Annotated in this window: 13 protein-coding genes; 9 read left to right on the top strand and 4 right to left on the bottom strand. The window is 64.2% G+C overall.

What is annotated here, in order from left to right; translation table 11 throughout:
* Positions 1 to 83: 83 nt before the first annotated feature.
* The 3 genes from EOD29_RS21325 to EOD29_RS21315 all read left to right on the top strand — a co-directional run bounded on the left by EOD29_RS21325 (position 84) and on the right by EOD29_RS21315 (position 3,134).
* A complete protein-coding gene (locus tag EOD29_RS21325) occupies positions 84 to 1,529 on the top strand; it encodes a GMC family oxidoreductase (protein ID WP_095799211.1) in 1,446 nt (481 codons plus the stop codon).
* A gap of 11 nt (positions 1,530 to 1,540) precedes the next feature.
* Entirely contained in the window at positions 1,541 to 1,984 is a 444-nt protein-coding gene (locus EOD29_RS21320; protein ID WP_095824415.1) for a hypothetical protein, read from the top strand.
* 70 nt (positions 1,985 to 2,054) lie between these two features.
* Positions 2,055 to 3,134, top strand: a complete 1,080-nt coding sequence (locus tag EOD29_RS21315) for a glycosyltransferase (RefSeq protein ID WP_067324233.1) — start codon at positions 2,055 to 2,057, stop codon at positions 3,132 to 3,134.
* A gap of 121 nt (positions 3,135 to 3,255) precedes the next feature.
* On the opposite strand, the gene EOD29_RS21310 is transcribed toward EOD29_RS21315, so the two are convergent.
* Together EOD29_RS21310 and EOD29_RS21305 are read right to left on the bottom strand one after the other, a co-directional pair.
* On the bottom strand, positions 3,256 to 4,278 hold the full coding sequence (locus tag EOD29_RS21310) for a phosphoribosyltransferase (RefSeq protein WP_127247751.1): 1,023 nt from the start codon (positions 4,276 to 4,278) through the stop codon (positions 3,256 to 3,258).
* An 81-nt stretch (positions 4,279 to 4,359) separates the two neighbouring features.
* The gene (locus EOD29_RS21305; protein ID WP_127247749.1) at positions 4,360 to 5,856 is read right to left on the bottom strand and encodes a lipopolysaccharide biosynthesis protein; all 1,497 of its coding nucleotides are present in this window, start codon (positions 5,854 to 5,856) and stop codon (positions 4,360 to 4,362) included.
* Between the two features lie 195 nt (positions 5,857 to 6,051).
* Between EOD29_RS21305 and EOD29_RS21300 the strand changes: the two genes are divergently transcribed.
* The 6 genes from EOD29_RS21300 (at position 6,052) to EOD29_RS21275 (ending at position 13,644) form a co-directional block, all read left to right on the top strand.
* Complete coding sequence (locus EOD29_RS21300; RefSeq protein WP_127247747.1) at positions 6,052 to 7,224, top strand: glycosyl transferase family 1; 1,173 nt, start codon at positions 6,052 to 6,054, stop codon at positions 7,222 to 7,224.
* A 25-nt stretch (positions 7,225 to 7,249) separates the two neighbouring features.
* On the top strand, positions 7,250 to 8,239 hold the full coding sequence (locus EOD29_RS21295; RefSeq protein WP_095824413.1) for a glycosyltransferase family 2 protein: 990 nt from the start codon (positions 7,250 to 7,252) through the stop codon (positions 8,237 to 8,239).
* Positions 8,239 to 9,183 (top strand): glycosyltransferase, encoded by a 945-nt coding sequence (locus tag EOD29_RS21290; protein ID WP_127247745.1) that lies wholly within the window; start codon positions 8,239 to 8,241, stop codon positions 9,181 to 9,183. The genes EOD29_RS21295 and EOD29_RS21290 overlap by 1 nt, the downstream gene beginning before the upstream one ends.
* Positions 9,173 to 10,123, top strand: coding sequence for a glycosyltransferase family 2 protein (locus EOD29_RS21285; RefSeq protein ID WP_127247743.1), 951 nt, complete (start codon positions 9,173 to 9,175; stop codon positions 10,121 to 10,123). The genes EOD29_RS21290 and EOD29_RS21285 overlap by 11 nt, the downstream gene beginning before the upstream one ends.
* A 75-nt stretch (positions 10,124 to 10,198) precedes the next feature.
* Positions 10,199 to 11,095: a UTP--glucose-1-phosphate uridylyltransferase GalU gene (gene galU / locus EOD29_RS21280; RefSeq protein WP_067003460.1), complete on the top strand. Its 897-nt coding sequence runs from the start codon at positions 10,199 to 10,201 to the stop codon at positions 11,093 to 11,095.
* Between the two features lie 167 nt (positions 11,096 to 11,262).
* A complete protein-coding gene (locus EOD29_RS21275) occupies positions 11,263 to 13,644 on the top strand; it encodes a polysaccharide biosynthesis tyrosine autokinase (protein WP_095777034.1) in 2,382 nt (793 codons plus the stop codon).
* 30 nt (positions 13,645 to 13,674) lie between these two features.
* Here EOD29_RS21275 and EOD29_RS21270 read toward each other — a convergent pair whose 3' ends face one another.
* Both EOD29_RS21270 and EOD29_RS21265 read right to left on the bottom strand, forming a co-directional pair.
* Positions 13,675 to 14,409 (bottom strand): metallophosphoesterase family protein, encoded by a 735-nt coding sequence (locus tag EOD29_RS21270; protein WP_348630432.1) that lies wholly within the window; start codon positions 14,407 to 14,409, stop codon positions 13,675 to 13,677.
* 229 nt (positions 14,410 to 14,638) lie between these two features.
* The gene (locus EOD29_RS21265) at positions 14,639 to 15,718 is read right to left on the bottom strand and encodes an acyltransferase (RefSeq protein WP_127247739.1); all 1,080 of its coding nucleotides are present in this window, start codon (positions 15,716 to 15,718) and stop codon (positions 14,639 to 14,641) included.
* Between the last annotated feature and the right edge of the window lie 98 nt (positions 15,719 to 15,816).

Below are 15,816 nucleotides of genomic sequence, written 5' to 3'. Positions count from 1 at the left end.
GCATGGCTCCGGCGAACGGACAGTCGGACCGACAATGATGGAGGGTCGATAATGATCGTGCGCGTTTCGGGAGATTCGATCTGATGGTGATGGACGTTCAGCCCGAACAAATCGCCAACGAGCATTTCGACCTCGTCGTCATCGGTTCCGGGTTCGGTTCAGCCTTTTTCCTGCATGAGTTCCTGAAGCGGCGCAAAGCCCGGGTCTTGGTGCTGGAATGGGGCCGCCACAACACGCATGAATGGCAGCTTGACCAGAACGCCAACACCGACATAGACGACGAGAGCACTTATAAGACCGACAATGCCGACAAGCCGTGGAACTACACGATCGGCCTCGGCGGTGGCACCAACTGCTGGTTCGCGCAGACGCCGCGTTTCCATCCCAACGACTTCAGGCTGAAGAGCACATACGGCGTCGGCAACGACTGGCCGATCAGCTATGACGAGCTGGAGCCGTTCTACTGCGACGCCGAGGAGGTCATGTCGATCTCCGGCGACCCCGACATGGCCCGGATGCTGCCGCGTTCGCGGCCGTTTCCGCAGCCGCCGCACCGCATGTCGACGCCGGACCGGATGATGAAGGCGGCGCAGCCGGAGCAGCATTTCGTCATGCCGACCGCCCGCGCCCGCGTCGCGACGGCGCAGCGCAACTCATGCTGCGCCAACCTCAGATGCTGGCTGTGTCCGGCCGACGCCAAGTTCACCGCCAACAATGGTTTGATGCACGTCTTCCAGCACGCGGACGTGTCGGTTTGCTTGGGCGCCGAAGTGCGGCGGCTCGACCATTCAGCCGGCTCGGTGCGTTCGGTTGCCTTCCTGCGCGACGGCAAGGAATATTCGGTCAGCGGCGAACTCGTCATCCTTGGCGCCAACGCCATCCAGAGCCCTGCAATCATGTTGCGCTCGGGGCTCGGCGGCGAATTCGTCGGGCTCGGCCTGCACGAATCCTATGGCTGGAACTACGAGGTCTATCTCGACGGCGTCGACAATTTCGACGGCAGCACCATCACCACCGGCTTGAATTTCGGCCTCTATGACGGCCCGCATCGCGCCGAGCACGCGGCGGCGCTGGTCTATTTCGAGAACCGCTGGCAGCACGGCATGCGAGCCGAGAAGGGGCGGCTGCGGCAGGCGCTGCCGCTGGTCATTGTCACCGAAAACCTGCTCGACCCGGAAAACCGGGTGATCCTCGACAAGAACGAGAACGCTTTCGTCAGCTTCAAGGGAGCCTCCGACTATGCAACCAAGGGCATGGCCAAGGCGCTCGAGAGGCTGCCGGCGCTGCTCAACCCTCTTCCGGTCGAGCAGATATTCGATCGCGGCATAAGGCCGACCGAATCGCATGTGCAGGGCACCTTGCGGATGGGCACCGGCCCCGCCGACTCGGTGGTCGACCGCGACATGATCCACCACCAGCTCCGGAACCTCGTCGTCGTCGGTACCAGCACCTATCCGAGCTGTTCCTGCGCCAACCCAAGCCTGACCGCCGCGGCGCTTTCGCTGCGGGCGGCGAGCCGGCTGGCATGAAGGAGGGGTCGATGAAGATCACGCGACGCACCGCATTGGCCGTTGTTGCCGGCGGCATTGCTTCGACCGGCATCGCCGCTGCGGCCGTATCGTCCTTCTCGGATGAGGATCTGGTCCGCCTCACGCTCGAGAAATACTTCGGCCCGCTCAACATGCGCATCGAGCACCTGCAGCAATTCGTGCTCGAATTCCGCAACCGCAACCCGTGGATATTCCCGAGCGAAAAGCTGGCGGACGCGGTGACGCTTTTGGAGACCGTGAGGCTCGACAGGGCGCGCGAATTGCTGCCCAGGCGCAAGCAGCAGGATGTCGGCAATTTCGAGCGCTGGGTCATCGCCGAGTTCCACATGCTGACCGATTATGCCTGGCGCAGCTCGCCCAATGATCCGATCCGCTTCACCGGCTGGCATCCATGCACCAATCCGTTCGCCAATCTCGAGCAGCAGACTGCCTGACACTGCCCGCCGGTATGCTTGCCGGCAAGCCAGGAAAACTGGCCAAGAAAATGTGACAAGGAGCCGAACCATGAAAGTTCTCTTCGCAGGCGGAAACGGCTATCCGCCGCAATTCAGCGGCGGCGTCCAGTCGAGCACCCATCATCTGGCGGAGCAATTGATCGAACACGGTCATGAGGCATCGGTGCTTGCGGCCTTGTTCGGCCAGGGCATGTTCGGATACAAGGCGCGCGCCAAGATGAAGCTCCTCGGTCAGCGCGCCGTCATCGACAATTTCCCCGGCTATCCGGTGGTGCGCGCCTGGTTCCCCTGGGAAGCGGCCGCCTTTGCCGTAAAGAAGCTGCAGCCGGACGTAGCGGTCGTGCAGTGTCACAAATCGGTTCCGCTCGGCAAGGCGCTGGAGGCCGAGGGCGTGCCGCTGGTGGTCTATCTCAGGAATGTTGAATTCCATGAACTCGGGGGCGATCTGCGCGAGCTGAACTCGGCGTCTTACATCGCCAATTCCGAGTTCACGGCGCGCACTTACAAGCGCGAGTTTGGCATCGATTCCACGGTAATCCCGCCGACGATCAATCCGGCCTCTTACAGCACGCCGACGACGGGCGAGTACGTCACCTTTATCAATCCCTACGAGGAAAAGGGTTTCGAGCTGGCGGTCCGGATCGCGGCCGCCTGCAGGGAGATCCCTTTCCTGTTCGTCGAGAGCTGGAAGCTGGATGACGATCACCGCGCCCGCATCGCGGAAACGATCGCGCCGTTCTCCAATATCAAGCTCGAAAACCGCACCGACGACATGAAGACTCTCTACGGCCGCACCAGGATCCTGCTGGCGCCGAGCAAATGGGAAGAGGCGTGGGGTCGCGTTGCCTCGGAGGCCCATTGCAGCGGTATTCCCGTCGTCGGCTCGCGGCGCGGCGGACTGCCCGAAGCGATCGGCTCCGGCGGCGTCGTGCTGGACTATGACGCGCCGCTCGAGGACTGGGTCACGGCGCTCAGGCGGCTGTGGAACGATCGCGAGGAATATGAGCGAGTCTCGGAAGCCGCGCTCACGTTCTCGCAGCGCCCGGAACTCGATCCCGAGCGCCAATTCGCCACCTTCTTCGCCTTGCTGGACAGGGCTGCCCGGCAGCGCGCCCGGCGCGCTGCTTGATGCATTTCGCCCAGAAGTATGCAGCGGTTCTGGGCGCGACAGGCATCGAAACAAAGACTGAAAAGCGCGTCGACTGAATTCGATTCGGCGCGAGGCACCTCAGTTCCGCGTAAGGCTTTGCTTACGCTGGCCTTTTGACCCGGCTCTTCAGCATTTCATAGGCGCGTTCGCCGAGCAGGGCGCGCGCGGCGGTCTTGATGACCTTCTTGCGCCCTTCGGGCGAATTGATCTGCCTGAGCCGTGCCGGCAGGTTGCGGGCCGCCTGCTCCAGCGCCGGCAGGGAAAACGCGTCGGGAAAGCTCACGATGTTGGTTTCGACGCACAGCACGGGCTTGCCCGATAGCTTGGCGATCTTGAGCGCCTGCTCGTGCTCGCTCTCGATGAACAGGATGGCGTCCGACTTGCGATAGAACTCGGCCTTGAAGCTGCCATGCGCGCCAAGCCGCTGCCGCTCGGCCTTGCTCGGCAGGTCGAGCATGACGAGATGGTCGTATTTGATCTCGTGCTTGGCCAGCCAGGCTTCAGTCAGCTTGCGATACTTTTCCAGCCGGCTGGTCACCAGCCAGCCGATCTTGCGCGTCGGCCCGAGAAGCGGCCGCGCCTCGCTGAGGAATTTTTCGTAGGCCGGCCCGTCGTCATTCTCGTCCGCCGTCGGATCGAGGCAAAGCACGCCGTCTATGTCGACGCAGCATTGCTCGAGGAAGACGTGGTGCATGAAGTTCCACTGGAACATCCTGGGATGCGGCACGACCTCGAAGACGATGTCGGTTTCGTTGTGCTGCGAAAGCAGGCCGAACACGGCCGCGTAGACGAAATCGCCCGGGATGCCGGCAGCCGCGATTTTGCTGCGCGCATCGCGCATGGCGTTGCCGCCGCTGACGCTGTCGTCGATCACCAGGATCTTGCGCATTTCGGAATGCTGCCGATCGAGCGCCGCACGCCGCTTGGTGATCCCCGAGGTGTAGATCTTGCCGGCGAGAAAGCTGTCGAGATCGGTCATCGGGATATTCGCCGTCAGGCTGACCAGCGTCGCGGCGAGGATGCCGCTTCGCGGCACGCCAACCACCAGGTCGATGTCGCGCGGCAGCCGGTGCAGGTTCCGCGCGATCGCGTCGTTCATGTCTGAGATCGATCGGTAATTCATGCTGTTGCCTAACCCTCAAGAATCAGCAGTTTTGGGCTGTCCGGCGGCGGCCGGAATGCCTGGCGGTTTGCGCCGGCAAGGTCATTTCGCCTCACTGGGCGCGGGCGAAAACCCGCGCGCCGGGATCAGCCGCAGGGCCTCCCGAAGCGCCTCGCGGCCGGCGCCGAAGGCGAGCGCGACGATGATGGTGACGACATAGGACAGCACCGCGCCGCCTGCGAGAGCGATGATGGGCTGCGCCGGCAGCATCGGCTTGGCGACCCAGACCAGGGCCAGCGCCAGATGCGCGCCGAGCACGAAGGGGGCGGCTGCGTGCAGCACATGGCTCGCCTGCAGCGGCCCGGCCTTGCCGACATAGAGCCAGAGGAAAGGCGTCCGCAGATATTCGCTGACCGCATAGGCGACCGCGACGCCGAGCGCGCCATAAGGCAGGCCGATGGCGAAGGCCAGCACCGAGGTGACGGCGGTGATGATGCCCCAGCGCATGAAATCGCCCGAACGGCCCTGGCTGACGAACAGCCATCCGGCCGGATTGTTGAGCGGCTGCAGCAGGCCGGCGAAGCCCAGCGCGAGGAAAATGTTGGCGCTCTCCCGCCATTGCGGGCCGAGCACGAAAGGAATGAGCGTATCCGACATGGCGGTGGCGAAGGCCACGCCCGGCAACGCCACCAGGAGGATCAGCGGCATGACGCGCAGATAGGCGCTGCGATAACGGTCCGGCTCGTCCTTCAGCCGCGAAAGTGCCGGCACCATCACCTTCGACAGCGGGTTGGTGATCTGGCTGAGCGGGAAAAGCAGCAGCTTGTAGGCGCGGTCGTAGAGGCCGAGCTGCGCCTCGCCCCAATATTTGCCGATCAGCACATTGTCGAGGTTGCGGGCGAAGAAATTGGCGAAGTTGAAGCCGGTGATGCCGGCGCCGAAATTGATCAGCTGGCTGATGCCTTCGACCTTGCGCGGCAGCCCCGGACGCCAGCGCGATGACACCCAGTAGCAAAGCGTCGGCAACACGGCGCCGGTCAGCGTACCGGCAAAAAGCGCCCAATAGGAGCGGTCGATGAAGGTCCAGGCGATCGAGACCACAAGGCCCGTAACGGCGCTGGCGACGTCGATGACGGCGAGCCGGCTGAATTCCATGCGGCGCGTCAGCAACGCCAGATGCTGGGCGCCGAGACCATAGGCCATGATCTGCAGGCCGAAGGCGGCAACCAGCCCCGTGACGCGCGGCTCGCCGTAGAAGGCGGCCACCAGGGGAGCCGCCGCAGCAAGCACGAAGGCCAGGATCGCGCTCACCGCCGTGTTGATCCAGAAGAGGTAGTTGACCTCTTCGTGCCCGATGCCGGTTTTCTGGATCGTCGCCTGGGTCAGGCCGAAATCCTGGAACAGCGCGATGAAGGCGAGCACCGGCGCGCACATCGCCACGACGCCGAAATCCTGCGGCGACAAAAGCCGCGACAGCACGATGACCGACACGATTTGGGTGGCGACCCGCACGCCCTGCGCCATCGCGGTGACGACGGCGCCGCGCCCGACCGATCTGCGCAGGGAGCCCTCGGGCGGATCGAATGCACTGGTTTCCAAATTCTGGATTCCTGATTTTGCGCCAGTCATCGTCGCGACCGGCGCCCGCCGCCATGCACAAACTACCGCAAGAAGTTTTTGCAGCGCAACAAAAAATGTGCGCCGATTGCTACGCTGCACCAAAAATGTTGCGATGCAGCAAAAGCTGTACTAGCATCCCCTCTTGGGTGGCGGGCCCAAAAGCGGTCGAGTTTCATGCTGCATGTCTTGTACCTTGTGCATGACATATCCGACCCGGCGGTGCGCCGGAGGATAAAAATGCTCAGGGCAGGCGGCGCCGGGATAACCCTGGCGGGCTTCCGTCGCACCTCCAATCCGATCGCCGAGATCGAGGGCATCAGGCCCGTCGACCTCGGACCGACGCGCGATGGCCGATTCGCCCAGCGCATCGGCGCAGTTGCCAAGGCCGCCATGTCGATCGGCGCCAAATTCGCGGGCCTGGCGCGACCCGACCTGATCATCGCGCGCAATCTCGAGATGCTGGCGCTTGCCAGCCGCGCCAGGCGCGCTTTCGGCGCCAGCGTGCCGATCGTCTACGAGTGCCTCGACATCCATCGGCTGGTGTTGCGCAACGACCTGATCGGCAAGACGTTGCGCGGCGCCGAACGCCATCTGGCCCGCGACGTCAAGCTTCTGGTGACCAGCTCTCCCGCCTTCGTTGCCAATTATTTCAAGCCGTTCGGGCAAATCGCGGCGCCGGTCGAGCTGATCGAGAACAAATATTTCGACACCATGCCCGTGCCGGCGGATCATCGCCGCGAGGACGACAGTCCGGCGGCGCCGCCTTGGCGCATCGGCTGGTTCGGCGCGCTGCGCTGCCGGCGCTCGCTGGAACTCCTGGCCGAGTTCACCCGCCGGCAAGACGGACGCTTTGAAGTGGTGCTCAGGGGGCGTCCCGCGCTCTCCGAATTCCCGGATTTTCATGCCTTTGTCGAAGCCGAGCCCTGGCTTTCCTTCCGCGGTCCCTATCGCAATCCGGAGGACATGCCGGCGATCTACCGCGAGGTGCATTTCTCCTGGGCGATCGATTTCTTCGAGCAGGGCCAGAATTCCGAATGGCTGCTTCCCAACCGCCTCTACGAAGGCTGCCGCTTCGGCGCCGTGCCGATCTCGATGGCGAGCACCGAAACCGGCCGGTTCCTCAAGCAGCAGGACATCGGTGTGCTTTTGTCCGAGGCGACGTCCGAAGGACTCGACACCGCGCTCGGCCGAATGGGTCAGGAACACTACGGCAAGCTGAAGTCGCGGGTGCTGGCACGCAATCCGCGGACTTGGAGCTACGACCGCAGCGATTGCCTGGCTTTTGTCGACAAGCTGCGCGGCCTGACCGCCGGTCGCGGGAGCTTTGCGACCGAGGCGCTGGCATAGGATGGCTAAGAATGGACAAAACCCGATGACGCGCACGACGGCATCGAGCCTGATCGTCATCCCGTGCCTCAACGAGGCCGCTCATATCGGCGGGCTGCTCCAGCGGCTGCGGCCGGCCGCGGCGCGGCTCGGCGCGCGCATCGTCGTGGCCGACGGCGGCAGCACCGATGGCACACAAGGCATCGTCGAAGAACTCGCTGCGGAGGATCCACGCGTCATCCTGATCGCCAATCCGAAGCGCATCCAGAGCGCGGCGATCAACCTTGCGGTGGCGACCTTCGGCGACGACGCCGACTATCTCATCCGCATCGATGCGCATGGCGGATATCCCGCCGATTATTGCGACAGGCTGGTCGAGGAAGCGCAAGCTACGGGTGCCGATTCGGTCGTCGTTTCGATGCTGACCAGCGGCACGGGCGCGGTACAGAAGGCCGTGGCGGCGGCGCAGAATTCCAGGCTCGGCACCGGCGGCTCCAAGCACCGCCACATGTCGGCCGGCGAGTGGGTCGACCACGGCCACCATGCGCTGATGCGCATTGCCGCGTTCCGCGCGGTCGGCGGCTATGACGAGAGCTTCAGCCATAACGAGGACGCCGAGCTCGATCACCGCCTCCGTCTGGCCGGCTACCGCATCTGGATGAGCGGCAAGACGCAGATGGTTTATTATCCGCGCTCCACCTTGAAGAGCCTGTTTTTCCAATATCTCGGCTATGGCCGCGGCCGCGCCAGGAACGTGCTCAAGCATCGCATGATGCCGAAGCTGCGGCAGATGATCCCGCTGCTGGTGTTTCCGGTGGTCCTGATGGCGCTCTTGTCTCCGATCTTTGTTCTGGCGGCCGTGCCGTTTCTGGTGTGGGCGGGTGTCTGCCTCGGTTACGGCGTCCGGACCGCGATCAGCCAGCGGAATCCCGCCATAGCGCTGGCCGGCGTGTCGGTGATGGTCATGCATCTGGGCTGGTCCATGGGCTTCTGGCTGCAACTCTTCGGCCCGCAGCCGTCGCGCGAGGCGGCGTGATGGCTGCGAAGAAGAGCGGCAGCATCGACATCTGCATCTGCACTTTCCGCAGGCCGGAGCTTGCCGACACGCTGCGCTCCATCGCCGCGCTGGAGAACCCCGCCGGTTTCGAGATCGGCATCGTCGTTGCCGACAATGACGACGAGCCGAGCGCGCAGCCGCTGGTGAAGGCGCTGGCGCAGGAACTGAAGCTGCCGATCCGCTATCGCCACGCGCCGGCGCGCAACATCTCGATCGCTCGCAACGCCTGCCTCGATGCCAGCGTCTCGGGCCTCGTCGCCTTCATCGACGACGACGAGACGGCTTCGCCGGGCTGGCTCGTCGAACTCCTGGCGACCGCGGAGGCGACCGGCGCGACGGCCGTGCTCGGGCCGGTCCGCGCGACATATCGCCAGGACGCGCCGGACTGGATGCGCAAAGGCGATTTCCACTCGACCTTGCCCGTCTGGGTGCGCGGCGAGATCCGCACCGGCTACACCTGCAACGTCCTGCTCAGGATGACCGAGGAAAGCCTGCGCAACCGGCGCTTCAGCCTGGCGCGTGGCCAGACCGGCGGCGAGGACACCGAATTCTTCGATTCAGTGGTCAAGTCCGGCGGGCGCATCGCCTTTGCCTCCCAGGCCTTCGTCGACGAGGTGGTGCCGAGCTCGAGGGCCGCCTTCGACTGGCTGCGCCGCCGCCGCTTCCGCTTCGGGCAGACGCACGGCCATCTCATCGGGCGCAACATCGGCGGCCTGCGCCGCGTCTGCCAGATCGGTCTCGCCTCGGCGAAGGCGGGCTACTGCTTCGGTATGGCGCTTTTGGCCGCAGTCAGCCCGGTGCGACGGAACCGCAGCATCCTGCGCGGCATTATGCATCTCGGCGTCGTCAGCGGTTTGGTCGGAGTCCGCGAAATCCGCCAGTACGGCATCACTCAGCAGGAAGGGGAAAAGCGTGCAGCCTGACGTCAGCTTCGTCATCGCCGCTTACAACGCCGAGGCAACTCTCGACCGGGCGATCGCCAGCGCGATGGCCCAGCGCGATGTCGCGATCGAAGTCATCGTCGTCGACGACCGGTCGAGCGACCGCACGCTCGATGTCGCGCGCGCTTATCCTCGGGACATCGTCAAGGTGGTCGCGCTTCCTGCCAACCGCGGCCCCGGCGGCGCCAGGAATGCCGGGCTCGATCTGGCCCGCGGCCGCTGGGTCGCCGTGCTCGATTCCGACGATGCCGTCCTGCCCGGCAGACTGGCGGCCATGATCGCGCGGGCGGAGAAGGCGGGTGCCGAGATCGCGGTCGACAATGTCCAGGTCGTGCGCGAAGACGGCACGCCCGAAGACATCATGTTCCCGACCGGGTACCTCGAAGGGCTCGGCGAAATCTCGCTGACCGACTATATCGCCGGCAACATCGTTTTCGACTCGCGCTTCAACCTCGGCTATCTGAAGCCGATCTTCCAGCGCCATTTCCTGGACGAAAATCAGCTCCGCTACGACGAGAAGCTGCGCATCGGCGAAGACTACATTCTTCTGGCGAGCGCGCTGGCCAAAGGCGGCCGCTGCGTGGTCGAGCCGACCGTCGGCTATGTCTACCATATCCGCAGCGGCTCGATCTCGCGCGTGCTCGAGTTGCATCATGTCGAGGCGATGGCCGAGGCCGATGCCGCCTTCGCGGCCGAGCATTTCATGGACGACGGCGCCAAGGCGGCTTTCGCCAGACGCGGCCGCAGCTTGCGCAAGGCGGCCTCGTTCCTGTCATTGGTGCAGCACATCAAGGCGCGTGCGCCGCTGAAGGCGATACGCACGGCGCTCAGCGATCCGGCCGCGGTCCGGCATATGTCGATGCCGATCGCGGTTCGGCTGAGAAGGGTTGCGGCACAGTTTGCCGTGGGCACGGGGAGGTGAAGCATGCAGGCGCATGGAATGCGGTTTCATAGCCAGCGATAGGTAAAAAAGCGATATCCTCAGAAGGAATAAGCGATGCAGAAAGTCAGGAAGGCAGTCATACCGGTGGCGGGGCTCGGAACGCGGTTCCTGCCGGCGACCAAGTCGATGCCGAAGGAAATGCTGCCCGTCGTCGACAAGCCTGTCGTGCAATATGCCGTGGACGAGGCCTTCGAGGCCGGCATCGAGCACATCGTCTTCGTCACCGGGCGCAACAAGGCGGTCATCGAAGACTATTTCGACCTGCACCCTGAACTGATCGGGACGCTCGAGCAGACCGGCAAGAAGGCGCAGCTCCAATCGCTGGAAAGCTTGCTGCCGGTGGCCGGCGCCACCTCCTTCATCCGCCAGCAGTCGCCGCACGGTCTCGGCCATGCCGTATGGTGCGCACGCGACGTGATCGGCAACGAGCCCTTCGCGCTGCTGCTCCCCGACATGGTGTCCTTCGGCGCGCCGGGCTGCCTAGCGGAAACCGTCGACCTCTATCAGCGGACCGGCGGCAACGTCATCGCCGTCGAGCGCTGCGATCCTTCGGAAACCAGCAAATACGGCATCGTCGGCCGCGGCGCCGAGGTGGCCTCGGGCTTCGAAGTGACCGCCATGGTCGAGAAGCCGGCCCCCGCCAACGCGCCGTCGAACTTCTACATCAACGGCCGCTATATCCTGCAGCCGGAGATCTTCGCCCTGCTCGGCACCCAGCAACGCGGCGCCGGCAACGAGATCCAACTCACCGACGCCATGGTTCGACTGGCTGAAAGCCAGCCTTTCTTTGCCCAGCCCTTCAACGGCCGCATGTTCGACTGCGGCTCCAAGGAGGGCTTCATCGAGGCCACCATCGCCTTTGCTCTGGCGCGCGACGACATGAAAGGACCTGTCTTCGAAATGCTGCAGCAATTCGTCCGGTCGCACGAGCGCCGGGAAGTAGCCGCATAATGCCCAAATTTTGGGTGCATATGCGAAATCGCGATGGCGCGACAGCCGCGCAAGCGCTTGGCCTTCTTGGCCGGGCGCTCCGTGGCACGAATGTTGCGTGGCCTTTTCTGGTAACGACGACACTCTTCGAAGGCCGGTAGCGCCTGCAACCTGGAATTGGACCGACGATGAATTATGCCAACTTTCCTCTCGACAAGAGGATGCCATTGCCCAGCACCGAACCGGAAAAGGGTGAAGACTTCATCGACATCGAGCGTCTGCTTGGCATGGCCGCCCGGCAGGCCAAGGTGGTGGCGGTCTGCGCCGTCATCGGTCTGTTCCTGGGTGTGATTTATCTCCAGACGACGCCCAAGCAATACACCTCCCTTGCGAGCGTGCTGATCGACGACGGCCTGAACAAGGTCGTGGACGACATTTCGGCTGTCAGTGCCACGCAGCAGACGGACGCGACGATCCTCAGCCAGATCGAGATACTCAACTCGGCGCGGCTGGCATCGGAGGTGGTCGACAAGCTGAAGCTGGACCAGAACCAGGAATTCATGAACCCGCCGCAATCGGCTTTGGCCCAGGGAATCGGATTCTTGCGCGGCATCGTCGGCTATTTCCGCAGCGGCGGCGGCAACCAAATCCCCGGGATCGAGAATGTCGATGCCGCAACGCGCGAAGCCATGATGAAGGCGGCAACCCATGACTACGCGGTCCTCGTGCTGCAAACCGGATTGATGGCGGATCGCAACGGCCGCAGCAATGTCATCAGCATCGGCTATCAGTCGACCAATCCGGCTTTGGCCACGGCCATCACCAAGGCCTATGCGGACGCCTACCTTGCCGACCAGCTCAACGCCAGCTTCGACGCCACCGAGCGCGCGGCCGTTTGGCTGCAGGGCCGGCTGACCGAACTGCGCGAAAGCTCGCAGGCAGCTGCGCTGGCGGTCGAGAAGTTCAGGGCCGAGCACGGGCTTTCGGCAAACAGCGACGGCCAGTTGCTCAGCGACAAGCAACTCGCCGACCTGAACGCCCAGCTCATCGTCGCGCAGGCCGATACAGCCCGCGCCAGCGCCCGCTACCAGCAGTACAAGGCAATCGTCGACAGCGGCTCCGAAAGCGCCTTCAACGATTCCGCGATAGCGGCCGATCAGCCGAGCAGCTCGGTCATCATCGCGCTGAAAACCCGCTATCTCGCGATCGCCAAGCGGTTGCAGGACGTCGAGAACAACTTCGGCAAGGATCACCCGCAGGCGGTTGCGCTGGCCAAGGAGAAGGCCGACGTCTCGGCGCAGATCTTCGGACAGCTGAAACAGATCACCGAAAGCTACCGAAACGACTATCAGGTGGCGCAGGCGCGCGAGACCGCGCTTAGGGAGAAAATCGCCACCCAGGCAGGCAAGAGCTCGATCGACAACCAGTCGCAGGTCAGGCTGAAGGAGCTCGATCAGCAGGCGCAGGCGCTGACCACGCTCTATCAGACCTTCCTTAGCCGTTACGAGGAAGCGTCGCAGCAGCAGTCATTCCCGGTCGGCAAGGTCCGCATCATCTCCGACGCGTCGATGCCTCTCACCGCCTCGGCTCCGCGCACCTTGCGCGTGCTGGCGCTCTCGCTGGTGCTTGGCCTCATGCTCGGCGCCGGCTGCGGAGGCCTGAACGAATTCAACGAGCGCTTCTTCCGGACAGGCGAGGACATTCGCGACCGTGTCGGCCTGAAGTTCCTCGGCTATCTGCCGACGATCGGCGGCGGCAAGGCCAAGGAGTCGAAGCCGGACGACTTGCCGGCCGACGGCAAGGTCACCAGCCTGTCGGCCGCCGAGAAACGGGCGCGCATGCGGGTGAGCCTCGATGCGCCGGCCTCGATGTTCGCCGAGACGCTCCGCAACGCCAAGATCGCTTTCGACGTGGTGATGGAAGACAAGGGCAGCCGGGTGATCGGCGTCATCTCCGTCCTGCCCGGCGAAGGCAAGTCGACGGTTGCGGCGAACCTCGCCGGTCTGCTCGCCGCCAACGGCGCCAAGACTTTGCTGATCGATGGCGACCTGCGCAATCCGGGCCTCAGCCGCAGCCTCGGCATGGAGTCGGAGCACGGGCTGATGGAGGCGGTGGTCAATGGACAGACCTGGCAGTCGGTCGGCAAGGTCGACCGCCAGACCAAGCTGGCGATCATCCCGGCGGTGGTGCGCGGTCAGTTCTCGCACACCAGCGAGCTTCTCGGCTCCGCCGGCATGCGGCGTTTCATCGAGAACGCCAAGGAGACGTTCGAATACATCATCGTCGACCTGCCGCCGCTCGGCCCGGTGGTCGACGCCAAGGCCTTCGCGCCGTTGGTCGACGGCTTCGTGCTCGTCACCGAGTGGGGCCGCACGCCACGCGCCATGGTGCGCTCGATGCTGGAGTCCGAACCCTACATCGCCGAAAAGATCACCGGCGCGGTGCTCAACAAGGTCGAGCTGAAGAAGCTGGCGAAATACGGCTCTCTCGGCGGTTCGGAGAAGTTCTTCGACCGCTATTCGAGTTACTACCTCGAGAAGTCGGAATCGCGCGCCAAGCAGGCCGCCTAAAGCAGTTCATTCGACGAAAAGCCGCGGCGGTTATTCTCCAGTCGACAGCAGCCGCCCATATTTGCCGACGATCCTGAGGGCGGTCAGCCGGCCGCTCTGGAAGGCGCCGGTGTCGATGCCGAGCCGCCGCCCGTCGAGCGTCGGAACGTCCACGATCGTATGCCCGTGCACGACCCAGCGGTCGAGGCGGTGCGCCGCCGCCAGGAACTCGGATCGTATGTTGAGCAGGTCGGCCTCGTCCTGCGCTTCGAGCGCGATGCCGGGCCGGATGCCGGCATGGACGAAAAGGAACCGCTCCGAACAGATCATCACCGGCAGCGTGCGCATGAAGGCGACGTGGGTGGCCGGAACGGCCTCGCGGATACGCTCGTCTACCTCTTCGCTCGATCCGTAGAGATCGCCCAGGCGGTCGGGATCGATACCGTAGGAGAACAGCGTTTCCCGTCCGCCGACGCGGAGCCACGGCTCCAGTGACAGATGGCCGTCGAGATAGGCGAGCATCGCCACTTCGTGGTTCCCGGCAAGGCACACGCGCATGAAACCTTCTGGCGGCGGTGCCATCAGATGCTCGACCACGCGCCGCGAATTGGGCCCGCGGTCGACATAGTCGCCGAGCATGATGATGATCTTGCGGCCGCGGAACTGCAGCGCGTCGAGCTCGATCTTCTGCTCCAGCGTGCGCAGCTCGTCGTAGCAGCCATGCACGTCGCCGATCGCGTAGACCACCGTGTCGCGCATGTCCATCATCAGCCGTTCGCGCGGCAAGGGCCGGGGTCGTCTCGATCGCTGGAACAGGCTCACGGATTGAGGCTCGGTACTCAAACTAGGGTCATGCCACGGAGCGTGGACCAAGCCTCGATATCATGTCGAATGCAAACATTTCCACACCGGGCTGCTCGATGCACATCGCCAAAAAGGCGCAGCGGTCTTGGCAAAACGACGTGCATCAATACCCCGAAAAGCGTCGCCTGACTCCGTTTCAGCGCGATGCGCTTTAGGCCGCTTTGAGCCGATAGCGGAAAAGCGTGCGGTCGAGCAGCATGCGGACGCGCGGCTCGGCCTCGGCCGCCACCAGCCAGCTTGCCGCGATCATGGCCATACCGACGATCGGGATCGAAACGAGATATGGCACGCCGGCGCGGATCAGCACGCCGAGCAGCGCCGCGCCGACGACATCGTGGATGAGGTAGAGCGGATAGGTCATCAGCCCGATCCGGCGCCAGCCGCGCCAGGAAAGGTTGAGGCGCAGCGACCAAGCCATCAGCGCCACCGCGGCCAGGAAGATGATGATCGGCGGCGCATAGGGCATCGCCGCTTCCACCTTGATGCTGTGCACGTCGACCGAGCTTACGATCTGCAGCGCTCCGCCGGCGAGAAACAGCGCCGAGAAGCAGAGCCGTGCCGCTGTCACCGCCTTGAAGCGCATCAGCCAGATGAGCACGCCGACCGCGAAGAACGCGCCGTGATGCACCAGGGTGAGCTGCAGCCAGCGCGCCTCCGCGAGATCGGTCCAGCCGAAGGCGAAATAGAGGCACCAGAACAGCGTGCTGAGCAGGCCGATGATGACGGCGACAGCTTCCATCAGGTCGAATCGTTCGAACCGCAGCAGGGTCCAGACGATGGCGTAGAAGGCGATCTCGATGCCGAGCGTCCAGTAGACACTGTCGACCCATGGCTCGAACGGCACGAACAGCGCCGTGCGGGCAAGTCGCACCACGGCATCGGTCGGCCAGGAAAGACCGACCATCAGCAGCACGATCGCGGAGATGGGCGCGCAGACCCAGACCGCCGGCGCCAGCCGTCTGACACGGGCTTCGAAGAACTTCAGCGGCGTCGAATTCTCGGCGCTGAATGCGATGACGAAGCCGCTGATGACGAAGAACACCTGAACGCCGACCCAGCCGGAGCCGACAAACGCCATTTCGGGATGGGCAGGGATGCCGCCGGTCGAGCGCGCCGACACGCCGTCGGGAAACGCCCATACCCAGAAGCCGTAGTGATAGAACATCACCATGACGGCGGCGAGGAAACGCAAAATGTCCACGCCGCCGAATGTGGTCTTGTGCTGAGCCATGCCGTGCCTTCGGAACGGCCCCCCGGGCAGACTTCTAGGGGGTGCTGCTGCATTGCACAACAGTCGATTGCAGCGCAGGATGAATTCGCTAGGCCGCC

It is taken from the genome of Mesorhizobium sp. M1A.T.Ca.IN.004.03.1.1 (assembly GCF_003997555.1).
Taxonomy (GTDB): Bacteria; Pseudomonadota; Alphaproteobacteria; order Rhizobiales; family Rhizobiaceae; genus Mesorhizobium.
This window is presented reverse-complemented; position numbering and strand designations above follow the sequence as displayed.